This is a genomic window from Rhizobium sp. Root149 (assembly GCF_001427345.1).
In the GTDB taxonomy this organism is placed as follows: Bacteria; Pseudomonadota; Alphaproteobacteria; order Rhizobiales; family Rhizobiaceae; genus Neorhizobium; species Neorhizobium rhizoryzae.
On record NZ_LMGD01000001.1, the window covers coordinates 321,836 to 347,142 of the forward strand.

Consider the following 25,307-nt stretch of genomic DNA (forward strand, 5'->3'; position numbering starts at 1 on the left):
CTGGTTCTGAAAAAAGTCTCACGTCTCTTCCGTCACGCCCCGCAGGTTCACCTCCGCCACCTGCGCCTGGGTTTTCGCGTCCTGCCTGTGGCGTATGCCTGTCACCGTCAGGTTCACCAGATGCTGGTTCTCTCCCAGCGCCAGTTCCGTGCGGTCCAGCAATATCGCCACCTGAGCGGCCAGCCTTTGTGCTTCAGCGCGTCCCTTCCCATCAGACCAGATTTCCACCGTCAGGAGGTGCTCCTCCGCAATTTCAGTCCCGGTGGAATAGTCGCGGCTCTCAAGGGCCCCATAGGTAATTGCAGGAAGGCTTACACGCCCTGCAATCCGGTCCCTGAAGCCTTGGATTCCTACGGTTGAACGCAGTTGTACATCGTTTGCGAGGCGCTCGTGGATTGCCTTCAGAAGTGCCTGTCCACCTCTCATTGTGCTTCCTCCTCACAGAGGCACGAAAGCATGCGTCTGGTTTCGTCAGGATCGCGCACAAGGCGAATTCGGAAGAGCCGTTCGCCTTCCCGAAACCGCTGACCGGCGCCGATGCCGTGGCGATGACGAAGCAGAATCCGGTGGGTCACCACGGCCCGTTCGCCCCCTGCCATGTCGGTGAAGGAGGGGCTGGCAATCGGTTCGATGCGCGCCCACACCTCTCCCGCCTGTACCCAGCCGCCAAGGCTGCCGCCCTGTCCGTCGCTCTCGTCGTTCGGCGCTTCCAGTGCCAGGCGGTGGGTCAACTGGCCGGGGTCCAGAGGCAGGGCGCTCATTTCAAAGCCTCCTCATGCGGAAGGGCGCCACCAGCCGGTCATAGCCATCCGGCATCGCCCCCGGCTGCTGATCGGGGGACAGGACACCGCGATGGGCAAACATCAGCGCGATATGGATCAGCATGGCGCGCTTCAGCGGGTCCGGCACATCCGTGCCCGCCTCGCCGAAACCGGCGGTGAAATCGATCTCGATGCCATTGATTGCGCGTCCCGGCGGAAGCGGATCACGCAGCCACAGTCTGGCCGGGCGCGCCTGTCCATCCAGCAGATGGTCTTCAAGCGATGGATGAGAGGCCGTTCCGTCTTCGGCGTAAACCGTTACTCCCTCAATGGCTTGCACCGGTCCTCTCGCAATCTGAATCACGCCGTCCTTCGGCCATTGGTCGAGATAGAGCCGCAGCGTCTGCTCGATCAGGCAAAGCCCCGTCTCCCGCTCCAGATGCTCGCGGGCAATCGCAATCAGTTGCGCCAGAAGCGCATCTTCTTGCGTTCCATCCAGCCGCAGATGTGCCTTCACCTCGCCAAGCGTCAGCGCCTCCGCGGCTGGCGGATCGATCAATGCATAGGTCATGGAAACTTCCTTGTTGGGAAAGGTATGAGCCGCCTGATGTGTCGAGAGGGAGTACCCCCCTCTGTCCTGCCGGACATCTCCCCCTCAAGGGGGGAGATCGACCCGTGGTTGGCTCGCCATACATCGCAACGTCACAGAGTGCGGCAATCACTGAAGCTGCGAGAGAATGTGTGAGTGCGTCTTGCCGATCTCCCCCGCTTCAAGGGGGAGATGCCTGGCAAGGCAGAGGGGGGTAAGCCAAGGATTGAAGCGGAAGAAGCTCCCCCACCCCACCTTAACTCGCGGAGAACTTCACCAGCTTGATCGCCTCGAAATTCTGCACGCCGCCGCCCACGCGCTTGGTGGTGTAGAACAGCACATAGGGTTTGGCGGAATAGGGATCGCGAAGAATGCGTACGCCCGCGCGGTCCACCACCAGATATCCGGCTTTGAAATCACCGATAGCGATGGAAAGCGAACCGGCGGCAATGTCCGGCATTTCCTCGCCTTCCGCCACGGGAAAGCCCATCAGCGTCGCGGCCTGACCGGCCGTTGCCGGCGGACGCCACAGATAGTTTCCATCGGCATCCTTCAGCTTTCGAATTTCGCCCTGAGTGCGCCGGTTCATCAGGAAGGTCGCGTTCTGGCGGTGTCCGGCCTTCAGCGCATAAATGGCGTTCACCAGCACATCCGATGCACCGGACGAGGCAAAGGCTCCCGCCTGCCCCGTTGCCACGTAGCCGAGCTTGCCCCAGGCCCAGGCGCTGTCGGCTGCGGTGTCATAGGCCAGAAAGCCCTTCGGCTTGTTCACGCCGTCGCCGCGAATGAAGGCATCGCCCTCCTGCTCGGCAAACACCGTGTCCACCTCGCTCGCCAGCCAGCTCTCGATGTCCACCGCCGCATCGTCCAGCAGCGTTTGGCTGGCGGCGGGCATGGCGTAGAGCTCCATGGTGGGAAAGCTCAGTTCCGCCAGTTGCGGCGATGTCGTCTGCGGGCGGGCCGCCGTTTCGGAAACCCAACCCGTCGCCGGGCCACTCAGGGCAAACGGCTTCTTCAGCACAGTGGTGGATACGGTGCGTACCGTGGACAGTGCGCGCATGGGGGAAACCACGCTCAGGCGGCGGCCAATCTCGGTGTCCGTCTCGTCCGGCACCAGATAGCCGCCATCGCTGGTCGAGCCCGCGCTCATCGCCTTGGCCTCCAGCTCGCGCAACGCACCTTCGTCGCCACGGCGCACATAGGCCTCGAAGGCTGCCTTGTGTTCGGCAACTTCAGGCCCCGCCTCGCGAGCGCCACCCAGCGCAGGTCGCGCCTTCTTCAGCGCCAGCTGGTCGATAACCCGCTTCTGCTCGTCCATGCTGCGGTTGATGCGCTCCAGCTTCTCCCGCGTCACAACATCGGCGGTCAGTTTCTGCTCGATCTCGGAAAGGCGGCGGTCGTTCACGTCCTTGAAGCTTTCGAAAGCCTCCATGAACTCTTCGAAGGCCGCCATCATCGTATCTGGCACGGCCTTGATTTCCGGCAGCGCCTTGGTTTCGGGTGAAGCACTCAGTGAAGCGTTGAGGGCAATATCCTGCATCAAATTCGTCCTCTCATATGGCTGGTCAACATGGTCTTGGTGGCCCGGCGCAGGGCGCGCACAAGCTCGGTGTCTCGGTCGCGGAAAAACCGCGCCTGCTTCACGTTGGAAATCCTAGCCGATGGCAGCATCGGAAAGGTCACAACGGAAATTTCCCAGAGATCCGCCTCCGGAATACGGCGAACGCCCGTCTTCGCGTCCTGTCTCGCGCGTATGGTACGAAAGCCGATGGAAAGCCCGTCCAGTGCGCCGGTCTTCATCAGCGCGTGCACCTCGCGGGCGCGGGCCACGCCGGGGGCAAGCTTGCCCTCCACGTAAAGGCCGCGACTGTCCTCGCGAATGGTTTCCCACGCGCCGATCGGCTCGTTCGGGTCGTGCTGGTAGAGCATGCGCACACCCTTTGCGCCGCGCTCCACAAGGCAGTTCAGAAAGGCTCCGCGCTCGATCACGTCCTTGCCGAGGTCCACCTCGCCAAACACGCTGGCATAGCCGGAAAAGCTGCCATCGCCACCGAGTTCGGACAGCGTCAGGCTCGCAAATTTGCGCACGGTCGGGCATGGCCCGCGATAAGCGTGCATGAAGGTCTCCTGCAAAAATGAAATCGCTTCAGGATTGTTTTTCGCCGTCCGGCTTCGCACCGAACCGTCCGGCCACGCGCACCAAGGCACCCAGCACCCACCAGGCGGAAAGGCTGGCCGCGGCAGAACCGGAAAGGGCAGTTTCCAACGCTGTCAGCTGGCCCACCAGCCCCAGCCGTTCGGAAAGCCATATGCCAACCGGCGCGCCAAACATCACGCCGCAGCAGGCGCCGGTCAGAAAGCGGCTCACCGCCTCCTTCCAGCTTTCGGGCAGAAGATAGACGAGCGACACCCATGCCCCCGCCGTCGCTCCCACCATGCGCGCGGCCAGCATGCCGCCATCGTGGCCAAGGTCAGCCATCGTCGTTCACCTCAGTTGGAATTTTTGGAATTGGATATTGGAGGATACAGCACCCCCCCTCTGGTCTACCGACCATCTCCCCCTCAAGGGGGGAGATTGGCAGGAGGCAAGCGCTCGATCTCTCTCATCTCTAAGCGCACCGCGATCGGTAGCTTCGTCAGGTGCAAAGAGCGAGCCACGAGTCGATCTCCCCCCTTGAGGGGGAGATGTCCGGCAGGACAGAGGGGGGTAAAGCGGCAACAGAAGTCGGCGAAACCTCAGTCGCGCCAACCCCTTACCCCCAGCCCCTCACACTCTGATTCAGCCGCTTCACAGATTGATTCAATAGCCGACGGCCTGCCGCTTTTCCTCGTCGCTGAGAAAGCTCGCGCCCCCGATCCGGCTCCACAGCGCGTCGCGCTCGGCAGAAAGACCCGGCAGTTGGTCGAGGTCCGGCTGCAGGCGCAGGGGGTCGCCATAGAGATCGGAGAACCAGGCGGAAAGGCTCGCCGCGGTTCGCGTCAGCAGCGGCACCACCGTCAGACGGAAGAGCGAACGGTTCGCCTCCTGATAATTGGCATAGGTGATGTCACCCGGAATGCCCATCAGCATCGGCGGCACACCCAGTGCCAAGGCAATGTCGCGCGCGGCCCCGTTGCGGGCGGCCTCGAAATCCATGTCTTTCGGGGAAAGCCCCATGGCCTTCCAGTCCAGCCCGCCCTCCAGAAGCAGCGGACGCCCGGCATTCACAGCCCCCTGATAGCCCGCCTCCAGTTCCGCCTTCAGCCGGTCGTAGGCGTCGGGCGAAAGATTGCCGCCCTCTTTCGGCTGATAGACCAGCGCACCGGATGGGCGCGCCGAATTGTCCAGCAGCCCCTTGCTCCAGCGGGCACAGGCATTGTGCAGGTCGATGGCAGAGCCTGCGGAACCCAGCGGCGAAAGCCCGCCGTGATCGTCCAGCGGATGAAACAGCTTCAGATGCAGAAGCCCTGCTTCGTCCTCCGAGAAGGCGGGAATGCGCCGTGTTCGAGGCCCCACCCGGTAGTCATAGGCGACCGGCCAGCCATCGCTTCCTGCCACCACGCTCACGCGGTCGGGCCGCAGCAGATGCAGTTCGCGCGGCGTTCCGGCCAGCATCAGAGGTTCCAGGTAGGAACTGCCGGACAGAAGCAGGTGCCCGAACAGCATTTCCAGAAATTCCGGCCCCGCCTGCCGTGCATTGGGCCGCGCCAGAAGGGTCAGGACGGGATGCTCCTTCAGTTCCCGCTCGCCGGAATAAACAAGCCAGGGGGCGCTTGCCGCCGCCTCTGCCACCATGCGCACGGCGCGATAGGCCACGGGGTTTCGCATCAGGCCATGGCGGGCAAGGCTCGCATAGCTTCGCCCACCACCCGGATTTCCCCTCTCGCCGGTCAGCAGCGCCAGAGCCCCGCCTGCTCCCAGTCCTGCGACCACTCCTTGCGCCTTTCGCTCGGAAGCGGCCACGGCTTTGCCTTTGTCCGTGGAAGCCCACGGCCATCGAAACAGGTTCATTGATGTCTCCCTAAATTCAGTTCAGTGGGAAATCAGCCCAATGGGAAGTCAACCCAGGCGCAGACCGATGGCGGTCGCGAAGATCACGCCGAACAGGCCGATCTCTTCGGCACGGTTCTGGCCGTTCACCACACGCCGTGCACCCACCCAGTCGCTGGCGTGGTCGTTGAAGAAATCGCACAGTGCATGGCCAGTAAACTTGCCGGCAATCATGCCGTCGAACAGGATTTTCACTGCCCTCTCCGGCTCCATGGCCTTTTCCGGCGCATCGTCTATGCCATAGGTGCGGTAGTTGTCGCGCCCGGTAATCTGCACAAGACCCCGTCCGCGAAAGCGCCAGCCATCGCCGCTCTCGCCGCGCCCATTGCCCATGCGGTTTGAGTAGACACGGTTGGCAATGCGCTCCGGCTTCCTGGCAAACTCATGTTCCTCACCCGGCAGGAAGTATTTCGGAAAGACTCTTCGAAGACCCTCGGCAGAATAGTTGAGGTTCTCCTCCACCGGCTGCATGGCCCCTCCCGTCTCGTGAAAGGCGGTGGCGAGGCAATAGGCCAGAAACCGCGGATCGTGCTTTGCATACTTCGCCTCCCAGGCGCTTAAGAGCACCTCGTGCCCGGCTCTTGCCGCATCGCCCAGTTTTCCTTCATGCAGCCTTGCCCGCACCTGATCGAAATAGCGGGCCCGTTCAACTCTCATGCGAATCTCTCCGTCAGCGTCTGCGCGTTGAAGCTGCAGCGCCGGGATTAACCGTAACGGCATCTTCTTGGCAGAACTTATGCAAATGTTTCAATCGATTTTAAAAATTGCTAATCGGTTTAGGTGGTTAGCACCCTATTTACTTCCCGATAACTGTATGGAACCAACGGCCAGCGCGGCAGTTATTGGGCCTGCGACTGTTCGGAAGGAGATCATGATGATGCAGCAGCCAGCACCGGTTCAACCCGCTGTGACCACACCAAAGCAACAGATTCCGCAGCATTTGGTCGATCGCCTCGAATCCGAATGGCGCCAGATGCGCGAAACCGCTTCCGCACCGGTCATCTCTATCCCGGTCAAGCGCTAATCCCGTTTACATCAAGAACATCGGCTGCGCCGCTTTGAGAAGAAAGCTGGCCTTCAAGGCAGACTGATGCACAAGATCCAGATTTGAAGCCGCTGCCTCCCCGACCTCGGAGGCGCGGCTTTTTTGATACGTTCAGCGTCCCATACAAAGGGCGCTCATAGATTTGGTGACGAAAGCAATACGCACTGCCATGCGTACCGAAGGAGATGGGCCACTTCGGCCTTGGCGAAGGCCTCGCCATCAACTGGAGATGAGCTATGTGGTTTCTTCCATTTAGCATCACTCTTAGAATACGAAAAACCCGCACGGGCTGGCAGGCTGACGTGCGGGTTAACTTCATAATCTAAGAGCAACGGAGGCGGGGTTAGCGCCCTGTCTCCACTCCAGCTCTCAATATAATCCCAACCTCCACCATCGGCAAGATGCCCCCTCACCTCAACTCACCGCCAGTACCTGGCCGGTATCGTATTGCCGCACGAAATCCACGCGCGCACCGTTCCAGTGGTAGCAATAATGCCGTCCTTGCGTGGGGATGGGGATGACATCGGGCCAGAATAGGCCGATGCATTGGCCGCCCGGCATCCGCACGCTATCCCACAACAGTCCGTCACTGCCCGCATCGCGAAGCCTGCGGCCCTCAATCTGCGAAGCCGCATAATCCGCTTCGTTCAGAACGTCAGGCACGGCGTTTACATCGTGCAGATACCGGTCCACGCTTCCCACCAGCACCCGGAAATCCGAAGTCCATCCGGCAGACTGGTTCGTCGCCGCCATGAAGTTCTGGTGGTGATGGATCGTTTCCGCCAGCGCCACGTCCTCCCTGTCGCCTGCGTAATAGATGCCATAGCGTCCGTCGGAGAAACGCCCCGGCCTTGCCGTGGAGCAATGCACGAAGGGCGCCATCACAAGGCTTGCGCCCGGTCCGCTCACCCGCCTGTGCGCGGGCACTTTGCCCAGATCACCCACCTCGAAGCGAATGCGAGGGTTGGTCTTCGCCTCCACCGCCACCAGCGCCTCCCAGTCGCGCGGGTCGGCAATGTCTTCAAACAGATCGATCGGCGGGTAGATGGAGCGTATGATCCGGAAAGTCTGCGGCCATTCGACATGGCAAAGCACGGCGTCACCGCTCACCAGGCACCCCGCTCCGCATCCAGCCATTTCCGCATGGCGGAGAGATCGGAGAGCTCGCCACGGAGCATCAGATCGAGTGCCGATTGTCCGCCAAAGGCTGCGTTCGGCGTCTTGATCCAGGCATAGCCCCGCGCAGGCTCCTTGAAAAGGTAACGCAGACCTTTGTGAATACCCATCAGATGCGCCATCCGCATCTTCAGATCACGCGGAATCCGCCCCGTGTTCCCTTCTTTCCACCGCGCCCAGGTGCGTGCGGAAACTCCGCCCAGCAACGTGCAGGCTTGCGCATCCGTTATATCCCAGACCTTGAACAGGTTCACTGTGGTGCGCGCCAAGGCTGCCGCTTCCGCATCGGTAATCTCGGCAGACATCGCATCGGCAGGTGTGGAGGCTATCGGCTGAAGCTGCATGATACCTTCTCCTTCTGGCATAAATATAACCTCATTTTGCCAAATGGCAACGTGCGACCTCACAACCCCCGCACCCTTGGCTCACTGCTTCCCTCCAGCATCAGCGCCGTCAGCGCCCAGACCAATGCATCCAGCCGGTCGGGAGAGCGCCCGCCGGAAAGCCCGTCCGGGCCGAAATCGCACATCTGGTCTTCGAGTGCTGAGAACCGTCCGGCATGGGCCACCCGCCCCTGTTCATAGAGTGCGGCCACCGGTTCGGCGCGGGTAAACTTGCCTCGTGTTGCCCGCACCTCAGTCAGCGGCAGTGTCTGGTCTATGCTTCTCAGCATGGCCGCCACCATCTCGCCGCCCTGGTTTACCTCCGCCACCACGCGGTCGGCGGAAAAGCGGCGGTAGGCCTTCACCACTTCCTGCGCCCATCCGGCGGGGCTTAAACCCTCGGCAGAACAATCGGCTAGCACCACGGCACGGCCTGTCTGTTCTAGCCCTGCGACCACGATGCCGCAGACGGAGTTGACACCGGAACCGCTCGGCGGGTCCACCGCCACCACGATCCGCCGCAGCGCGCCGGTGAAACGAATGCGCAGCGCGTCGAGGTCGGCCCGCTTCCACAGCGCGTCTGGCCTGTCGTCGATCAACTCGCCGTCCAGTTCCTGACGACCCAGACGGCTGCCGCCATAGCGCGCCTCGAGCCCTTTCACGAAAGCGGGCGCAAGATTGGCCGCATTGTCGCGGGTGGAAATCTTCACCAGTCGCGTGCCTTCCTCGGCGATCAACCGCTTCAAAATCGGCACCGGCCTTGGCGTCGTCGTCACCAGCTGGCGCGGATCGTCGCCCAGTCGCAGACCGAATTGCAGCATGTCGAACGTGTCGTCGGCATATTTCCACTTGGCCAGTTCATCGCACCAGGCAAAATGAAACTGTGGCCCGCGCAGGCTTTCCGGATCCTCGGAGGAGAAGACCTGCGCCATCGCGCCGTTCGGCCAGATCAGCCTGCGCCGCGATGGTTCGAAATCCGGCCTTTGTCTGCGGGCAATCCGGCAGATGCCGGAAACGCCATCGATCATAACCTCGCGGGCATCGCCCAGCGTTTCCGCCACCAGCGCAATCCGAAGCTCGCTTCGCTGCCCGGCACTGGCCAGCGCATGCACCCATTCGGCCCCGGCGCGTGTCTTGCCGGACCCTCGTCCGCCCATGATCAGCCAGGTGCGCCAGTCACCCGTCGGCGGCTGCTGGTCCAGCCGCCCCTGCAATGCCCAGCTTTGGCGCATACGAAGGGCGTGCCGCTGCCATAAGGGTCCATCTGCCACCATCTCATCGCCGCGCCGATCCGGAATGGATCGTTGCAAAATAGCGGCCTGCGAAGCCTGCACTTGTTCCAACAGGTAACGGCCAGAACCAAGACCCGGCATGCGCTTATCCAGAATGCGGTTCATGTCCTGCCCGAATGTCTGCGCAATCACCACGGCCTGCTGCATCATCGGCGGGCGGATCGGCGCCAGCCGCACTCCCCTCGCCAGTGCCAGCGCATTCGCGGCGCTTCCAGTCGTCAAACAGTTCGCGGGCGCGGTCTTCGATAAGCTTGGCAACTTCATGGACTGCCTCCGGATAGCCGTTTTCGCTCGCCGCCCGCTCCTCTTCGCGCTCGAGGTCGAGCATCAGCTGACGTTGCAGGCTGTCCACCTTCTCGATCGTGCGGACAATCAGGCTCATGGCATCGGTGGCGGCCTTCAGGTCTGCCCGCGCCAGCTTCTGGACCGCTTCGTCGCCACCCTCGCAAAGCTCTGCCGCCTTGGCACGAAGATCGCGAAAGGCAATGAATTGCGCCCGCATCTCGCGCATCATCTCGGCCAGAAGTGCGCGCTGCTCCTCTGCCCCCGCTGCCGCATCGGCGCTTTTCAGCTCCAGCAAAACCGCATCCGCCTGCGCGCGCATTGCGTCCGGCAGGCCGCTGCCTGCCCTTGGAAAACCGAACAGTGACAGATCGATTTCATCCAGCACATCCATATCCGCCACCTCGCGAAAATCCCTCATGCTGCCAGCCAAAAAGAAACGGCCCCGGTTTTTTGTAAAACCGAGGCCGCCGACTGGAAGCTCTTCATAAAACTGATAGTGCGACCCAGCGCCTCGGCCGTTCCCAGCGCTCCGTAACGAGCCGCTGCGAACCATCGCGCCAGTCGCAATTCTTCGACTATGCCCAAACCCTATCAAACGACCGTCACGCCGTCAAGGATTATTTTCCTATTTTGGTGTTTTCCTGGTCGTAGGTTTTTTACCAACCGATATCGGTAAAAGCGAAATCGTTGCCCTTATAGGCTAACCGGGTGCGATAGGCTTTGGCGCATGCGTAAGACAGGCAGTCACCCATGTTCAGCTTGGCCGGATGATTGACGATCTTGCCGAATTGCTGCGCCGCATCAAGCGCCTTTGCGCCCACATCCGCCGAAATCAGGATCTCCTTCGCCTCAAGATCCAGGAAAAACTGATCGACCAACCGCCGCGACTCTTCCAGCATTTCAGGTGTTGCCGGCTTGTCGCGGCCGGTCGCTTCCGCTTTGCGGCGCGTCAGTGCAAAGCATGCTTCAAGACGTACTATCGGTGAAACGTAGAAAGGGCCTTCATGCTCAGCAAGAAGGTCCAGCAAGTCATCACGATCCTCTTCCCCCGCAAGGATGGCAACAACCACAGAGGCATCGATAAACAGCATCAGGCCTCGCCCCACATTTCGTCTGCTTCCTGCTTGTGGTCGCCTGGCGCGTAGGGACCTGCCTCGCGCGCCATCTTGAGGGATTTCGCAAGTCGCTCACGAATGGGCAAGCTACCCTTTCGGGTAGCGATTTCCCGCTTCAAAGCGGCCTTTACCGCGTCGACCTTGGAGGTCTTTGTCAGGCTGACAAGCTCATTTGCGAGCCTATCGACTTCGGGGTCTTTGATGTAGAGCGCCATGGGATATCCTTTGTTGGATATGAATATATCCTCGGAAGGATATCCTCACAAGAGAAGGTTCCCAGCGCATCGGGTTTGCCGAAAACCGGCTTCCAGTTTTACTGGATCGCAATCGCTCACGTTCCGCAAAACGTCAGCCGCACCTTCTGCTCATCCAGCGGCGCTTCGCGATACTCATCGAATTCGGCACGATCAGCATAAGGCTCGGCCAGAGCCTCCAGCAGGCGCTCGAAGGGTTTGAGGTCGCCTTCCATCGCGGCGCGGATTACCTGCTCGATGCGGTGGTTGCGCGGAATGATGGCCGGGTTGACGCTTCGCATGAGCGATGCTGCATCATGGCGCTCCGGCTCGCGCGCCAGCCTTGCCCGCCAGCGGGGCAGCCATTCTTCCGCTTTCTCCCACGGCATGAAACCTTCCGTAAACGCGGCCTCGGCGGCAAGCGCCTTCTGCCCTTCTTCCGCCGCAGCCAGATCCGTCAGGCGCCGGAAAGTCAGCGTGAAATCCGCCTTGCCCTCGTGCATGGCCGTCAGCAGATCCTGCACCAGTTCAGCGTCACCCGTCTCCTCCAGACCGAGCCCCAGCTTGCGGCGGAATGCGGCAATCCAGTGCGACTGGAAGGTTTCGCCGAAGCTTTTCAGTACCTCGTTCGCCTTGCCGACGGCCTTTTCCTCGTCCGCATCCAAAAGCGGCAGAAGGCATTCCGCCAGACGCGCAATGTTCCACTGGCCGATGCCAGGCTGGTTGCGATAGGCATAGCGACCCTGCCGGTCGATGGAGGAAAACACCTTCATCGGGTCATACTCATCAAGGAAAGCGCAAGGGCCGAAATCGATGCTTTCGCCCGAGATGGTCATGTTATCGGTGTTCATCACGCCATGGATGAAGCCGATGCTCAACCAGCGGGCAATCAGCGCCGCCTGCCGGTCGGAAACCCGCTGCAGCAGCGCCAGATAGGGTTCTGGCTCCTGCTTCAGATCCGGATAGTGCCGGTCGATCACGTAATCCGCCAATAGGCGGATCGCTTCCTGGTCTTCGCGTGCCGCGAAATATTGAAAAGCGCCGACGCGCACATGGCTGGCAGCAACGCGGGTAAACACGGCACCGGGCACCGGCTGCTCGCGATAGACCGGCTCGCCGCTCAGCACGGCAGCCAGCGCCCGTGTGGCGGGAATGCCAAGTGCGGCAAAGGCTTCCGAGATGATGTATTCGCGCAGAACCGGCCCCAGGGCGGCACGCCCATCGCCCCGCCGTGAAAACGGTGTCGGCCCTGCCCCTTTCAGCTGGATATCCCGGCGGATGCCTTCCACATCCACGACCTCGCCCAGCAGAATGGCGCGACCATCGCCCAGTTGCGGAACGAAGTTGCCGAACTGATGACCGGCATAGGCCATGGCCAGCGGCTCCGCTCCCGGTGGCAAAACATTGCCTGCAAAGATCGCGGCCAGCCGATTGGTGTCCTTCGGGTCAAGGTCGAGGGATAAATTTTTCGCAAGCGCCTCGTTGAATTTGATGAGAACAGGCCCCGACACCGCTTCCGGGTAGACGGAAGCATGGAATCGCTCCGGCAGACGTGCGTAGCTATTATCAAATGGAAACAATATCTTAACTCCCGAAATCACGTCGGCGGCATACGCTGCGCCACACCCAATGTCTTCCATCGCAAATGGGGTGAAAAGCTTTATTCGCAAGGGATGAACCAGAACCGGTCTCGTGCGTTATGGGCGCAGTCTGACGTGTCACCGGCAAGCGCTCCTGAAAATGCGATACTTTGTTGCATTTCCGCTACAGCCTTCCCAGCGCGGCGCACTAGCTAACTGAGCTTCTACTGAATTAAAGGAGTGCATCCATGAAAAAAGTTCTTCTTCTCGCCGCCGCTCTGGGCTTCGCAGGCTCTTCTGCGGCGCTTGCTGCAGATGCCGTGGAGCAAATTCCGGAAGCGCCCATGGCCGTTGAGGCTGCCGTACCGTCCTTCACCTGGACGGGTGGTTATGTCGGTCTGCTCGGCGGTTACGGCTGGGGCAATGCGGATGCTTCCGCACCGGGCATCAGCGCCAGCGATGATTTCGATGGTGGCCGCATGGGCGCCTTCGTCGGCTATAACTGGGCCATGGCGAGCGGCTTCGTCGTCGGTATCGAAGGCGATGTAAACTATGACTGGAATGAGAATTCCTATGCGGGTGGCATCGATGCCGGAACCGATTGGTCTGGTTCCGTTCGTGGCCGCGTCGGCTATGCCTTCGACCGCGCCCTGCTGTTTGCGGCAGGCGGTTATACCGGCACAAACGGTTACGTCGATACGCCGATTGGCGATACCAGCAAGACCTTCCATGGCTGGACGCTCGGCGCTGGCGTCGACTATGCCTTCACAGACAACGTGTTTGGCCGTCTGGAATATCGCTACAACGATTACGGCGACAAGACGATCGGCGGCATCAATGCCGATTTCGACCAGCATGTCGTCAATGTCGGCATCGGCGTGAAGTTCTGATCATCGACAGTTTCGGCTGTCTGAAGAGACCCTCTCCCGGCGTCGGGAGGGGGTTTTTGTTTTCATTGCTCAGAACTCGGAAACGAGTCCCAAGACCCTTGGCTTCAGTTCTTCCGGCAACTGCCCTACCACAGGGCCCCTATTATCTCTTTGCCGACGCGTGAAGAACGAGGGAGACCAGGGCAGACGAATGATGCGGTTCGTTACAACCAGGGTTTCAAGAAACAGCCCGCATTGCTGCAGGTGCGCCGGATTGTCGATAATGAAGCTCTTATCGTTCAAAAGATCGAGTTGCGTTGTACAGTAAACAACGCTGACAAATGGAAATTCTCGATCATCCTGTGTCCGCACAAATCCCGCATTACGCACAAGGCCGGGCCTGAAATAGGGCCCCGGCTTGAAAGGTGTTTCCGCGTGGGGAAAATTGCACCAGACAAAGTCCCACTTCAGAGGAAGCGGCAACTCGACAAGGTCATACGGAGGCAGCAGTTTCACGCTTGCCTGCGAGATCAATTATTGACGATCTTGTAGTCCACAATCGGCCCGTAATGCTCTTCGATCAAGGCGTCAAGCTTCGCAAAATACGCCGGATCATAGTCGGGTCCAAAGCTGTTGGCGCGCTGGACATCAGCAGATACGAAATCTTCGTCGCGCGCAGATGGACCCGGAGCGCGCTTGTGCGCCTTCCGCGTTGCAGAAAGGCCCGCAGCGTATGCAAACGCAGTATCAATTTTACGCTGAACCATCCGATGTCTCCTTGCAACCCATTATGGACTGTGAACGCTATCCGATCAAGTACCGGCGCATCCGAAGACTTGACAGACTCCCCACTCGAAAGGAATCCGTCAAGCACAGCCTTCGCCAATGCAGGCCCTCACGCCAGGCCGAGCTTCTCCGGCGAATAGCCTGCATCGCGAATGGCCTCTTCCGCCTTTGCCGCATCGCCGCCATCCAGCGTGACGCGGTGGTTGGCAAGATCGATGGCGACCGGCACACCGGGCAGCGCTTTGCTAAGCGCGGAACTCACGGTCTTTTCGCAGTGGCCGCAGGTCATGTCGGGAACGTGGAATGTGGTCATGGTCAGTCTCCTTATGCTGATAATTCAGTGTTTTCGACGGTTTGGTTTCACCGGCGGCGCAGCGCTTGTCGCCAGATCCTCCAGAATGGGGCAATCGGGCCTGCCATCGCCGGAACAGCAATGGGAAAGATGCTTCAGCGTCTTCACCATGCCCTGCATTTCGGCAATGCGTCGCTCAAGATCCGCGATGTGCTGGGTGGCAACCTCCTTCACGGCAGCGCTTTCGCGTGCCTTGTCCTGCCAGAGCGCCAGCAGTTTTTGCGTTTCCTCCAGCGAAAAGCCGAGTGAACGGGCGCGGCGGATGAAGCGCAGCACATGCACCTCGTCCTCCGTGTAAAGCCGGTAATTGTTGTCCGAACGGGCGGTCGGATGGATCAGGCCGATCTGCTCATAGTAGCGGATCATCTTGGATGAGACGCCGGACGCCTTGGACGCTTCGCCAATGTTCATCAGACTGCTCCCAGCTTCATGCTGCGCAGCCGCAGCGCATTGGTCAGAACGAAAACACTGGACAGCGCCATGGCGCCCGCCCCGATCATTGGCGAAAGCTGAATGCCAAATGCGGGATAAAGCGCGCCGGCCGCCAGCGGGATGAGCGCCACGTTATAGCCGAAGGCCCAGAACAGGTTCTGGCGAATATTGTTCATTGTCGCATGGCTCACCGCGATGGCATCTGCAACGCCTGTCAGCGCGCCGGAAGAGAGAACCACATCGGCGCTTTCAATCGCCACATCGGTGCCCGTGCCAATGGCGATGCCAATATCAGCGCTTGCCAGTGCCGGTGCATCATTGATGCCATCGCCGACAAAGGCTACCGGTCCCGCCGCTCTCAACCGTTCCAGCGCTTCCACCTTGCCGTGCGGCAGCACTTCGGCCACCACTTCATCGATCCCCACCTGCGCAGCAATGGCTTTTGCTGTGCGGGCATTATCGCCCGTTACCATGGCCACCGTCAGGCCCATGGCCTTCAGCTGCCGGATCGCGTCCCGACTCGTTTCCTTCAGCGGATCGGCGACGGCCAGAATGGCGGCAAGCCTGCCATCGAGTGCCACGTAAAGCGGGGTCTTGCCCTCATCCGCCAGCCGTGCCGCATCGTCCGCGAAAGCTCCGACCGACAGGCCAAGTTCCACCATCAGCCGATCTGCGCCGACAGCAATTGTCCTGCCATTCACCTTGCCTTCGATGCCGTAACCTACGCGAGCCGCGAAGCTCTCGGCGGCGGGAATGGAAAGCCCCCGCGCCTTCACGGATGTCACGATGGCTTCCGCCACCGGGTGTTCCGAGCGCGCCTCCAGGGCGGCTACGAGCGGCAGAAGCTCCGTTTCATCAAAGCCTTGCGCGGTCAGCACATCGGTGAGTTCCGGCTGGCCTTTGGTCACGGTGCCGGTTTTGTCCAGCACCACCGTCTTCACATCGCGAAGGGCCTGCAGCGCATCGCCTTTCCGAAACAGCACGCCCAGATCTGCCGCGCGACCGGTGCCGACCATGATGGAGGTGGGCGTTGCCAGCCCCATGGCGCAGGGGCAGGCAATGATGAGAACCGCAACCGCCGCCACCAGCGCGTGCGGCAGAACCGGCTCAGGCCCGACAACATACCAGACAAGGAAAGTGAGCAGCGCGACCCCCATGACGGCGGGCACGAACCAGCCGGTCACACGATCCACCACGGCCTGGATGGGCAGTTTCGCGCCCTGCGCCTGTTCCACCAGCCGGATGATCTGCGAGAGCATGGTATCGGCACCCACCTTCTCTGCCCGGAACCGGAAGCTGCCGCTGCCATTGATGGTACCGCCCACGACCTGAGACCCCGCATGCTTTTCCACGGGCAGAGGCTCGCCGGACATCATCGACTCATCCACGTTGGAAGAGCCGTCGAGCACCACACCATCCACTGCGATACGCTCGCCGGGACGCACGATCAGCACATCACCCACTTCCACCTCATCGGTTGGAATATCAATGGCTTGGCCGCCGCGCTCCACCCGTGCGGTCTTGGCCTGAAGGTTCAGCAGGCGGCGAATGGCCGCTCCCGTTCGCCCCCTTGCGCGGGCTTCCAGCAGGCGGCCCAGCAGGATCAATGTGACGATCACCGTGGCGGCTTCGAAGTAGACGAAGCGGGCGGCTTCCGGCAAAAGCTGCGGCGCAAAGGTGGTGACGGTGGAATAGGAATAGGCGGCCAGAACGCCGATGGCGACCAGCGCATTCATTTCCGGATGGCCGCGCAAAAGCGCTGGTAGACCCGTTTTCAGGAAGCGGAAACCGGGGCCGAAGATCACCGCCGTCGCCAGCGCGAAGTAACCATAGTAGAGCCACTGGATATCCACCGCGCCCATCAGCCAGTGATGGAAAGGTGCGTAGATGTGACCGCCCATTTCCAGCACGAAGAGCGGCAACGTCAGCACCGCGGCAATCGCCAGATCGCGCTTCAGGACGCCCGCATCCTCCTCGTGGTGGTTATGGGTTTCGTGACCCTCATGAACATGCCCCGTGGAAGGCTTCGGCTTTTCCAGCACAAAGCCTGCAGAGCGGATGGCAGCGGAAACCAGCCGCTTCGCATCGCGTCCGAAGGCTTCCACACTCACATGCCTTTCGCCCTCACTTGTCGTGACGGACACGACCCCGGCAACATGTGAGAGCGCCGCGTTGAGGCGCTCCGCATCCCCTTCCTTCAGTGGCTTTTCCAGCGTGAAGGCAAACATATCCGCCTTAGGCTCATAGCCTGCCTTGCGGATCGCCTCGGCCAGCGTTGCTGCGGAAAAGCCCTCCGATGGCTCCACCGTCAGGCTTTCGGTCGCGAAGTTCACGGCACTCGTCGCCACGCCCGGCACCTTTGCCGCAGCCTTTTCCACGCGCTTCACGCAGGAAGCGCAGCTCATGCCCTCCACCGGAATGATGAGCGGCTCATGGAGATGGTCGGTTCTGACGGTCTGGTTCATGGGATGGAATCCTTGTCTTCCATCCACAGATAGGGCTTCCCATCATGGGAAGGTCAAGAGGTGAGCTACGGTTATTTCGCTTCCATCCGCTTGAAGGGGCAGGCCCAATCAGCGGATGTTTCGCCATTGCTTAATACGGTTGATCGAGCCATCGAGATTACGCTTTATAGAGTAGCCATTTTTCCCGCTAAAGTAGTTCTCTCGCATATCTCTGATCACCTTAGCTGCGTCACCGTATGGCGCTACGATATCAATGAACCAAAGATAACTCCCCGATGACCATTGCCCGGCATTGGGGGTTACCCCATCGCTTAGTAATTTCTCATGTGCAGCATCATCCAGAAGCGCCCAGGTGACGAAGGCAATTGGGTCATTCGGTCCATCAAAGTAGATTTTGCACTGCCCCGATTTTAGCGCAGGCAGAAAATTAGCTTGGATATCACTAATGCGCCAATATCGATGCAGCGGAGACTGGAGCGCCAGAGCTGTCATGCTCCCGAGGGCCTCCATGGCACCGAGCTTCTTTACGGCCAATGTGTCGTTCATAATGCTTCATCGCTCCTTGAGACCATTTTGAAATGCTTTGGTGATCGGTTCAAAAAAGTATGATATCAGGCGTCGCTCGGATGTAACCACGTCAACTGTGGCAGTCATGCCGGGAGAAAATGGCACCGGCGCTTCATCAACCAGCATGTGGGATCTGTTTGCCTTCAGCCGAACCGCATATACCCAGTTCGTGCCGCCGCTTTGGCGCGCGTCCGCTCCCAAATTTATCACGGTAGCGGGAATAACCCCGAAACGCTCAGAGGGAAACGCGTCTAGCTTCGCGTAGGCGCTTTGTCCGTTTCTGAGGAAGCCTATGTCTCGATTATCGAAAAATGCTTCGATCTCCAGACCTCCGTTGGTCGGGACAACAGTCATCAGACTTGCTCCTGCTGATACGAAGCCACCAATGGTGTGAATGCTGAGGTTTTCGATCCGACCATGGACAGGAGAACGGAGCGTGAGATTCCGCAACTTGTCTTCTGCCGCTCTCAGCGAAGCATGTGAACTACTCAAGGCAATCTCCGCCTCACGCAGCCGCCGACTTTGTGTTGCAAGGTTGTCGGAAATGATTGAGATACGTTGGCGCCTGGTGGCTTCTCCCGACGCTACAAGTGCCGACAATTCGCGCGCGCTGACCTCCGCGTCTCCATCAATGGATCTAAGCTCGCGCAGCCTTTCAAGATGAGCGGTTCGACTGAGAATGCCTTGGCTCATCAGACTTTCAGCAGTTGCGAGGTTTTGCGAAACGATATCGCGGTCAACTTTTGCCTTGTCTACCCGCGCTCCTTGTGCCTGCTGCTGAAACTCCAGTTGCTTTTGCTTGGCGTCGAGCTGCAGCACCTGGTCGCGCAGGGATGCTAGGGTCAAAACTCAATCAGGATTTGGAGCGTGGTATGAGAGAAAATCGTTCAGTTATAGAAGCGAAGCCGAAGGTGGATCTGATATCCATCAAGGTTTCGCGACGCAGAAATGAGCGATTTTCGCCATATCCCTTCGGGACGCGGCGGATTTTCTCTGCGAAGGCGTCGAAAAGGCTTTGTGGAGTAGTGCTCCACGGCAGCCTCTTCTCCTGTTCGCCAACAAAATCCGCTCGCGCCACGCCCGAAACCTGATTGAGTTTTGACCCTAGCGCAGCGCGCACCAGATCTTCGCCGACTGCACTTCCGTTCGGATTGATACCGCGTCTTCCCCGGAACTCCGCGATCCCATACTCCATGAACCCTGCCGCAGCAGGATCACGCGCCATCAGCGACGAGAAAACGGCTGCTGCAACGTTGGCATGGAGTGATTGCTGATCAATTTCGGCCTGTATACGCTGGATGTCGCTCTGCGCAGATGTGGGGTCAAGGCGCACCAGAATGTCGCCTTTGGCCACAGACTGCCCCTCGGCTACAGCCAACTCGACGACTTTGCCATCAGCAAGCGGCTGCACGATTTGAACGCGCGCGACCGGCACCAACTTTCCGGCACCGCGAGCAACCACCTCAGTCTTCGCTAGAATGCCACCGCCAAGAATGGCAGCAAAGAGAAGCAGGAGAAGCCAGACAGTGATGCGTAGTGTGGGCGAAACCGCGCTTTCATTCGCAGGTATTGTAGAGGTCATTTCTGTCCCTGCAGTTGTTCAAGATCAAGAATGCGCGCGTCAGGGCCGAACACGTCTGGTCGGTGCGTGATGATCGCAACGGCCCGGGACTGAGCAAGCCGCATCAATGTGTGCGTGACGATGGATGCAGAAACCTCATCCAGGGCGCTTGTCGGTTCATCGACAATCAGAACATTCGGATTGCAAAGCAGCAGACGAGCGAGAGCCAATCTCTGTCTTTGGCCGCCCGAAAGGGATGAGCCGTGTTCACCGATTTGCGTATCCAGGCCCTCTGGAAGGCGCTTGATGATGTCGACGCTGGCACTATTCTCCAGCGCCCGTTCTATCTCGTCTTCTGTCGCATTCTCATTAGCCAGAAGGAGATTTTCCCGGATCGTCCCGCTAAAAAGAGCAGGCTCCTGCGGAAGATAGCAAATGGCGGCCCTGACACTGCCAGGTGAAAAATTCGTCATCGGCTGATCATCGATCAGAACGCTTCCGGCATCCGGTGGATAAAGTCCTGCCAAAACCTTAGCGACCGTGGACTTGCCGAAGCCGGATCGCCCGACAATCACCGTAGGCTGACCGGGGGAAACCGTCAGGCTCAACTTATCGATGACCTGTCGGTCAGCGGAATATGCGAAAAAGCAGCGGGCTTTTCACCCAAAGATGGATTTTTTATCTAAAAAACACTTTTTAATTGCGTTACTGAAAATTTTTGCGTAAATGCAGCTCGCGGTCTACCGCAGTTTATTTTTTCAAAGTGTTTTATGGGTGGTTCTAGTGATTCTGGGAATAGTGCGTTTGTGGAGGCTACGCGGTTTGCTGCCGAGACGGCGGCATCTCCGCTCGGGCCTCTGGCATCGTTTCTTGCTGGCGAGGTAGGCGAACGAGTTGCTGAGGCCGCTGAGACGTACGTTGGCAACAACATTAACAGCGGGATTCATCCAGACTACGGTAATTATACTGCAATGGGTGATTACGGCGGCCAACAAGGCCAACATAACGATTGAATACCGATTTTAATTTTGTGCATTAAATTAGTCATCGATTTCCAATCGATGACTAATTTCGATCAATATAAAAGAAAAAATTGGCTTATGCTTAAATATATTATTCATAGCGCAACAAAAATATTTCGTATAATATTTATTGATTGCGCTGTGCCGATTTTATTTTTGCTTGCAACAGGCGTTATAGCAACTACGCTTTCCACCTTCATGGCTATCATTCTGTCTGGGGAAAAGCTGGAAGGCATCGTAAAGATAAGGGCGAGCCATCTTACCGCCGTAGTCACCGGGAATGGGCCACTTCTTTTGGCATCCCTTATCCGGCTTCAACCAATCAGACAGTCTTTCCGCTCGCCACGATCAATTATGGCTGCCATCGCCATCGGTATTTTGCTCCTGGCAATCAACGTGTTGGCGCAAATCGGCAAGGTTGATGTCGGCCTCGAGTTTTCCCTAAGCGCGGGCCTGATGATACTTTCTACGTGTGTTTTTACGCCTGTTGTCGAGGAGCTGTTCTTTCGCGGCTATCTCTGGGCAAGGCTTCAAGCGCGGGGATACGGCGAGGTTTCGATCATAATCTGCACCGCGCTTCTGTTTGCAGCGATACATTTGCCCGATAACTTCGCTTCGCTCTTCAACTATCTGCGAATGGGCTTCTCCTTCAGCCTTATCCGCTATTTCAGCGGCGGCATCGGGCTGCCCATCTTCTTCCATGCAGCGATGAATTTCATCGTCATCCGCCATATCGGGGTGTGATGCTGCGGTACAGCGTTAGAGACGCGATGCACTACCTTTTCCGATTTCTGAAAGGCATGGCCCGCAATATGCTGACGCTCCTGCGCATGATCTTCATCGATTGCGCAGTGCCGATTGTGTTCATCGTCATTGTTGCGGTTGTCGCCCAAACGCTGGGTGCATTCATGGGTATCATTCTCACCGGCGAGAAGCTGGGCCCCGTGGTCAGCAAGCGCGGCGCGTCCGTAACTGTCGGTGTCGTGTTCTATTCTACTATTCTGACCGCGTGTCTGATCCGCCTACAGCCAATCAAACAATCCTTCCGCCCGTCGCGCTCGATGATTGCTGCCTTGGCGATTGGAGGTTTATGGCTGGCGGTGAACCTCTTGGCACAATATGGCAAGCCCAATGCTGGGCTGGAACTTTCGATCAGTGCCGTTTTGATGATGATTGATATTTGTCTCCTAACGCCAGTTGCCGAGGAGCTGTTTTGGCGCGGCTATCTCTGGGCACGACTTCAGGCGCGAGGACGCAGTGATGGCCTCATCACCTTATGCACAGCCCTCCTATTTGCCGCAGTGCATTGGCCAAACAGTCTCGCTGCACTCACCAACTACTTGTTCATGGCATTCTCTTTCAGCCTCATCCGCTATTTCAGCGGCGGCATCGGGCTGCCCATCTTCTTCCATGCGGCGATGAATTTCATCGTCATCCGCCATATCGGGGTGTGATGGTTCAGGCAGCGCGGGAGGTGCGCCGGAAACCTTCCTCATTCGTGCTCACCCGAAACTGGCTGACCGTTTCGCGCAGGGCATGGCTTTCCTGTTCGATGGCGTAGGTGGCGGCATTGCTTTCCTCCACCATGGCCGCATTGCGCTGCGTCAGCTGATCCATGTCGTGGACGGCGACGGAAATTTCCGAAATCGCGGCGGCCTGCTGGCGTGCGCCTTCGGTGATCGTACCGATTTCCTGGTCGATCGTCTGGATATGGCTGCGGATCTCCGTCATGTAGCGACCGGAACTCTGCACCAGATCGACCCCGCGCTGGATAGCATCTGCCGAATTCTGGATGAGCCCCTTGATCTCGCTGGCGGCCGCCGCCGAACGCTGCGCCAGTTCGCGCACTTCCTGTGCCACGACAGCAAAGCCCTTGCCCGCCTCACCCGCACGTGCCGCCTCGACACCTGCATTCAGGGCCAGAAGGTTGGTCTGAAACGCGATATTGTCGATAACGCCGATGATCTGCACGATCTGGCCGGAAGAGGCCTCGATGTGCTGCATGGCGTTGACCGTATCCTGCATGATGGTTTCTGATATCTCGGCACTCTTGCGGGCACCGGTCGTCATGCCTGTGACGGTGCGCATGCGATTGGTGGTTTCCTCCAGTGTCGTGGTGACCTCGCTCAGAGCGGCAGAGGCTTCTTCAAGGGAGGCCGCCTGGCGCTGCGTGCGCTCCGCCAGCTCTTCTGCACCGGAGCGCAGCTCGCTGACGCCGTTGGACACCGTTAGAACGGTTGAACCGACACCATGCATTGTGGCCCCCAGCGCCTGCACCGAGCGATTATAGGCGTCACTGAGCGGCTGAAGTTCCGCAGCAAACCGGGCCGAAATCTGATAGGTCAGATTGCCGGCGGAGAGCTCGTTCAGCGCGCGGCCGAGTTCCGACACGGCGAAATCCACCGCCTTGGCGCGCTCTGCATCGATGGCATGGCGTTCCTGATCTTCCTTCCAGCGCTGCTCGGCCTGACGCTGGCGCTCCTGCGCATCCTCCCTTGCCTTCCGGGCATGATTTTCCATGCTGATGACGATCGCACGGCTCAGCTGGCCAATCTCGTCGCGACCCTGGGTCGGTTGCAGCATCTCGCCATCTTCATCGCGCGCGTGGCGCTCGACAACCCTCACCATGTTGCGCAAGGGGCGAACCACGCTGACCAGCGTCACGCCACCCAGACCGAGGGTCAGCGCCACAGAACCAATGGCGATGGCACTCGCCACTCTGAGTTCCGAAAGATCGGTGGACGCCGCCTCTTCGGCCATCTTGCGGATGACCGCCAGTTCCGCAATCTCGGCATCGTGGATCACCTGAATGCGGGCAGTCGTCTTTCCGAACCAGAGCTTGGCATCAAGGCCATTCAGCACGTTTTCGCCGTTGGCCTGCAGCATCTGCTGGCGGAAGCGCTCGATCTGCGCCCCATCAGCGCTCTCCCGGAATGTCGTCAGCGCCGAGCTGGCAAGATCCGGATCGAGCTTTGCAAATTCCTGCAGAAGAATGTCACCCGCGCCGGAAAAGCGAACGAAGGTCATATATTGCTCAGGCGGAATCTTGCCTGCGGCAATGAAGCCATTGCCCATGCCGCGCTCCTGACCGGCGAGTTCCTTCGCCAGAGCAAGATTGAGCGATGCCTGAAGACGGCTGACGAGACTGCCCTGCGATCCGGAGAGTGACAGTCGGCGGGTTACATCCAGAAGGTTGGTGATGAACCCCGTATAGAAGGCAAAGGATTGCGGCGGTGCCGTCGTCAATTGATCGATGCCGCTGCGAAACGTGTGGATCTCGCCAATCGCCCGGCTGATCTGCGAGACCGTCTCTGCCTTGACGCCAAAGGCGCCGAGGTTTCCGGCAATTTCCGCAAGCCTGGGCAGTTCCAGATCCGTGCCGCGACGGGCCTCCGCAACCTCATCGCGGTTGGATTTGCCCTTGGAGCCCAGGAAGCCGGCTGTCTGGCCCCGCTCCACCTGGAGCTTTTGTACATTGCGACTGATGATTTCGATGTCGATCGTCGCTGCGGCAATCTGTTTCGACAGCAGATAAGATTGATATTGATCAACCACAAGATGCCATGCCAAGGCCGTGACGGCGACAAGCGGGATCAACGCACAGATGCAAAGTCGAACCGCGATGGACAAATCAGAAAAGCGCATTACCAACCTCCAGGGAATACCTCAAAGTTGCAGCGCATTTTAAATTTTCCATTAATTCGAATAGTCTCACTTTTCGTCTAGGATATCTACCTGTTATATAACATAAAATAAGAAAGCTCTTCCGGATCGCGCTCCTGCCTTTATACCCTTGATTGAGCTCATCTTTTTGGAAGCTTTTGCGGCCGGGCGAAATAACGTGCTGCTGCAACACACAAAATCACACCTGTGGTTGCCGCAAGCATGGACCAGGACACCGCCTCGCCCAGCAGCAGTGCCGCCAGAAGAAGCCCGAAGAAGGGTTGCAGAAGTTGCAATTGACCGACGGAGGCTGTGCCGCCCTTCGCCAGCCCGTGATACCAGAAGATAAAGCCAACCAGCATGCTGAACACGGTGACATAGGAGAGCCCGGCCCAGGCCGTGACGGGTACGGCTGCCAGCTCTTGCGGCCAGGTGAAAAGGCAAAGCAAAGCCATGGGCGGCATGGATAGCACCAGCGCCCAGCAGATGACCTGCCAGCCGCCCAGGCTGCGGGCCAGCTTGCCGCCTTCCGCATAGCCAAGGCCACAGACAATGACGGCGGCGATCATCAGAAGATCGCCTTGCAGAGAAGCCTGCCCGCCATTCGACAGGGCAAAGCCCACAACAAGCAGACTGCCGAGCACGGAGAACAGCCAGAACAGAGGCTTTGGCCTTTCTCCCCCGCGAAGTACGCCGAAGGCGGCGGTGGCGAGCGGCAGAAGGCCAATGAAGACAATGGAATGGGCCGAGGAAATGGAGCGCAGTGCCATCGCGGTCAGCAGCGGAAAGCCGATCACGACACCGAGCGCGATGACGGCAAGCGACAGGAGATCCGAACGTTGCGGCCGCTTCTGCCGCAACATAACCAAAAGCAGCGCCGCCAGCACGGCTGCCATGGCGGCACGCGCCGAGGTGACGAAGAGCGGCGGCAGGCCCAGCACTGCAAGACGGGTGGCAGGCAGGGAGCCGCTGAAAATGATGACGCCGATCAGCCCGCTGACCAGACCATCCATGGTTCCAGTTCGAATTGTCTGCGCTGCTGCTTTCATCATCTCATCCTTTTTGCTTGGATCATAGGTCGGCGGGGCTGGCGCAGACAGG

General features: G+C 59.3%; 30 protein-coding genes. 4 read left to right on the plus strand and 26 right to left on the minus strand.

Translation table 11 applies throughout. The features are described from left to right. Window positions 1–18: 18 nt before the first annotated feature. The 8 genes from ASD54_RS01500 to ASD54_RS01535 form a co-directional block, all read right to left on the minus strand. Window positions 19–426 (minus strand): DUF3168 domain-containing protein, encoded by a 408-nt coding sequence (locus ASD54_RS01500; RefSeq protein WP_062552826.1) that lies wholly within the window; start codon window positions 424–426, stop codon window positions 19–21. After that, a complete protein-coding gene (locus ASD54_RS01505; RefSeq protein ID WP_062552827.1) occupies window positions 423–761 on the minus strand; it encodes a phage head closure protein in 339 nt (112 codons plus the stop codon). Before ASD54_RS01505 ends, ASD54_RS01500 begins: the two co-directional genes overlap by 4 nt. A 1-nt stretch (window position 762) precedes the next feature. Next, window positions 763–1,332: a head-tail connector protein gene (locus tag ASD54_RS01510; RefSeq protein ID WP_062552828.1), complete on the minus strand. Its 570-nt coding sequence runs from the start codon at window positions 1,330–1,332 to the stop codon at window positions 763–765. Window positions 1,333–1,606: 274 nt separating this feature from the next. After that, entirely contained in the window at window positions 1,607–2,890 is a 1,284-nt protein-coding gene (locus tag ASD54_RS01515; protein WP_062552829.1) for a phage major capsid protein, read from the minus strand. Beyond that, a complete protein-coding gene (locus tag ASD54_RS01520) occupies window positions 2,890–3,468 on the minus strand; it encodes an HK97 family phage prohead protease (protein WP_062552830.1) in 579 nt (192 codons plus the stop codon). The genes ASD54_RS01515 and ASD54_RS01520 overlap by 1 nt, the downstream gene beginning before the upstream one ends. 28 nt (window positions 3,469–3,496) lie before the next feature. After that, window positions 3,497–3,829: a DUF6107 family protein gene (locus ASD54_RS01525; protein ID WP_062552831.1), complete on the minus strand. Its 333-nt coding sequence runs from the start codon at window positions 3,827–3,829 to the stop codon at window positions 3,497–3,499. 321 nt (window positions 3,830–4,150) lie between these two features. Beyond that, window positions 4,151–5,341, minus strand: coding sequence for a phage portal protein (locus ASD54_RS01530; protein WP_062552832.1), 1,191 nt, complete (start codon window positions 5,339–5,341; stop codon window positions 4,151–4,153). Between the two features lie 48 nt (window positions 5,342–5,389). Next, complete coding sequence (locus ASD54_RS01535) at window positions 5,390–6,037, minus strand: hypothetical protein (RefSeq protein WP_062552833.1); 648 nt, start codon at window positions 6,035–6,037, stop codon at window positions 5,390–5,392. Between the two features lie 217 nt (window positions 6,038–6,254). On the opposite strand from ASD54_RS01535, the gene ASD54_RS01540 reads away from it, so the two are divergent. Next, on the plus strand, window positions 6,255–6,404 hold the full coding sequence (locus ASD54_RS01540) for a hypothetical protein (protein ID WP_156379005.1): 150 nt from the start codon (window positions 6,255–6,257) through the stop codon (window positions 6,402–6,404). Window positions 6,405–6,839: 435 nt separating this feature from the next. Here ASD54_RS01540 and ASD54_RS01545 read toward each other — a convergent pair whose 3' ends face one another. The 7 genes from ASD54_RS01545 to ASD54_RS01575 form a co-directional block, all read right to left on the minus strand. Continuing rightward, window positions 6,840–7,538 (minus strand): RES family NAD+ phosphorylase, encoded by a 699-nt coding sequence (locus tag ASD54_RS01545; protein ID WP_082547042.1) that lies wholly within the window; start codon window positions 7,536–7,538, stop codon window positions 6,840–6,842. Then, window positions 7,532–7,945 carry an MbcA/ParS/Xre antitoxin family protein gene (locus ASD54_RS01550; RefSeq protein ID WP_062552836.1) on the minus strand — a complete coding sequence of 138 codons (414 nt, stop codon included), beginning with the start codon at window positions 7,943–7,945 and terminating at the stop codon, window positions 7,532–7,534. The genes ASD54_RS01545 and ASD54_RS01550 overlap by 7 nt, the downstream gene beginning before the upstream one ends. A 59-nt stretch (window positions 7,946–8,004) precedes the next feature. Further along, window positions 8,005–9,216: a terminase family protein gene (locus ASD54_RS01555; RefSeq protein ID WP_062553222.1), complete on the minus strand. Its 1,212-nt coding sequence runs from the start codon at window positions 9,214–9,216 to the stop codon at window positions 8,005–8,007. Between the two features lie 145 nt (window positions 9,217–9,361). Then, window positions 9,362–9,979, minus strand: a complete 618-nt coding sequence (locus ASD54_RS26375) for a hypothetical protein (protein ID WP_156379006.1) — start codon at window positions 9,977–9,979, stop codon at window positions 9,362–9,364. A 238-nt stretch (window positions 9,980–10,217) separates the two neighbouring features. Beyond that, window positions 10,218–10,652 carry a type II toxin-antitoxin system VapC family toxin gene (locus ASD54_RS01565; protein WP_062552837.1) on the minus strand — a complete coding sequence of 145 codons (435 nt, stop codon included), beginning with the start codon at window positions 10,650–10,652 and terminating at the stop codon, window positions 10,218–10,220. Further along, window positions 10,652–10,891 carry a type II toxin-antitoxin system VapB family antitoxin gene (locus ASD54_RS01570; RefSeq protein ID WP_062552838.1) on the minus strand — a complete coding sequence of 80 codons (240 nt, stop codon included), beginning with the start codon at window positions 10,889–10,891 and terminating at the stop codon, window positions 10,652–10,654. Before ASD54_RS01570 ends, ASD54_RS01565 begins: the two co-directional genes overlap by 1 nt. A gap of 116 nt (window positions 10,892–11,007) precedes the next feature. Further along, window positions 11,008–12,489, minus strand: a complete 1,482-nt coding sequence (locus ASD54_RS01575) for a protein adenylyltransferase SelO (RefSeq protein ID WP_244484626.1) — start codon at window positions 12,487–12,489, stop codon at window positions 11,008–11,010. Between the two features lie 248 nt (window positions 12,490–12,737). Between ASD54_RS01575 and ASD54_RS01580 the strand changes: the two genes are divergently transcribed. After that, window positions 12,738–13,379 carry an outer membrane protein gene (locus ASD54_RS01580; protein ID WP_062552839.1) on the plus strand — a complete coding sequence of 214 codons (642 nt, stop codon included), beginning with the start codon at window positions 12,738–12,740 and terminating at the stop codon, window positions 13,377–13,379. A gap of 69 nt (window positions 13,380–13,448) precedes the next feature. Here ASD54_RS01580 and ASD54_RS01585 read toward each other — a convergent pair whose 3' ends face one another. From ASD54_RS01585 to ASD54_RS01625, 9 genes are all read right to left on the minus strand, one after another. Further along, on the minus strand, window positions 13,449–13,874 hold the full coding sequence (locus ASD54_RS01585; protein WP_156379007.1) for a hypothetical protein: 426 nt from the start codon (window positions 13,872–13,874) through the stop codon (window positions 13,449–13,451). Between the two features lie 14 nt (window positions 13,875–13,888). Further along, window positions 13,889–14,125 carry a hypothetical protein gene (locus ASD54_RS01590; protein ID WP_062552841.1) on the minus strand — a complete coding sequence of 79 codons (237 nt, stop codon included), beginning with the start codon at window positions 14,123–14,125 and terminating at the stop codon, window positions 13,889–13,891. A gap of 128 nt (window positions 14,126–14,253) precedes the next feature. Further along, window positions 14,254–14,457 carry a heavy-metal-associated domain-containing protein gene (locus tag ASD54_RS01595; RefSeq protein WP_244484627.1) on the minus strand — a complete coding sequence of 68 codons (204 nt, stop codon included), beginning with the start codon at window positions 14,455–14,457 and terminating at the stop codon, window positions 14,254–14,256. 24 nt (window positions 14,458–14,481) lie between these two features. Next, window positions 14,482–14,907, minus strand: coding sequence for a Cu(I)-responsive transcriptional regulator (gene cueR / locus ASD54_RS01600; protein WP_062552843.1), 426 nt, complete (start codon window positions 14,905–14,907; stop codon window positions 14,482–14,484). Then, entirely contained in the window at window positions 14,907–17,393 is a 2,487-nt protein-coding gene (locus ASD54_RS01605; protein WP_062552844.1) for a heavy metal translocating P-type ATPase, read from the minus strand. The genes cueR and ASD54_RS01605 overlap by 1 nt, the downstream gene beginning before the upstream one ends. Window positions 17,394–17,501: 108 nt before the next feature. Continuing rightward, complete coding sequence (locus ASD54_RS01610; RefSeq protein ID WP_062552845.1) at window positions 17,502–17,939, minus strand: toxin-activating lysine-acyltransferase; 438 nt, start codon at window positions 17,937–17,939, stop codon at window positions 17,502–17,504. A gap of 6 nt (window positions 17,940–17,945) precedes the next feature. Continuing rightward, window positions 17,946–18,806 (minus strand): HlyD family type I secretion periplasmic adaptor subunit, encoded by an 861-nt coding sequence (locus tag ASD54_RS01615; RefSeq protein ID WP_062552846.1) that lies wholly within the window; start codon window positions 18,804–18,806, stop codon window positions 17,946–17,948. A gap of 7 nt (window positions 18,807–18,813) precedes the next feature. Beyond that, window positions 18,814–19,542 (minus strand): biotin/lipoyl-binding protein, encoded by a 729-nt coding sequence (locus ASD54_RS01620; protein WP_062552847.1) that lies wholly within the window; start codon window positions 19,540–19,542, stop codon window positions 18,814–18,816. After that, the gene (locus ASD54_RS01625; RefSeq protein ID WP_162249526.1) at window positions 19,539–20,129 is read right to left on the minus strand and encodes an ATP-binding cassette domain-containing protein; all 591 of its coding nucleotides are present in this window, start codon (window positions 20,127–20,129) and stop codon (window positions 19,539–19,541) included. The genes ASD54_RS01620 and ASD54_RS01625 overlap by 4 nt, the downstream gene beginning before the upstream one ends. 453 nt (window positions 20,130–20,582) lie before the next feature. Between ASD54_RS01625 and ASD54_RS25880 the strand changes: the two genes are divergently transcribed. Together ASD54_RS25880 and ASD54_RS01640 are read left to right on the plus strand one after the other, a co-directional pair. Continuing rightward, on the plus strand, window positions 20,583–21,287 hold the full coding sequence (locus tag ASD54_RS25880) for a CPBP family intramembrane glutamic endopeptidase (protein WP_156379008.1): 705 nt from the start codon (window positions 20,583–20,585) through the stop codon (window positions 21,285–21,287). A 26-nt stretch (window positions 21,288–21,313) separates the two neighbouring features. Then, window positions 21,314–21,997: a CPBP family intramembrane glutamic endopeptidase gene (locus ASD54_RS01640; RefSeq protein WP_162249527.1), complete on the plus strand. Its 684-nt coding sequence runs from the start codon at window positions 21,314–21,316 to the stop codon at window positions 21,995–21,997. A 4-nt stretch (window positions 21,998–22,001) separates the two neighbouring features. Here the strand turns inward: ASD54_RS01640 and ASD54_RS01645 are convergent, their stop codons facing one another. Further along, on the minus strand, window positions 22,002–24,188 hold the full coding sequence (locus ASD54_RS01645; RefSeq protein ID WP_062552852.1) for a methyl-accepting chemotaxis protein: 2,187 nt from the start codon (window positions 24,186–24,188) through the stop codon (window positions 22,002–22,004). A gap of 158 nt (window positions 24,189–24,346) precedes the next feature. Beyond that, window positions 24,347–25,255, minus strand: coding sequence for a DMT family transporter (locus ASD54_RS01650; RefSeq protein WP_244484629.1), 909 nt, complete (start codon window positions 25,253–25,255; stop codon window positions 24,347–24,349). Between the last annotated feature and the right edge of the window lie 52 nt (window positions 25,256–25,307).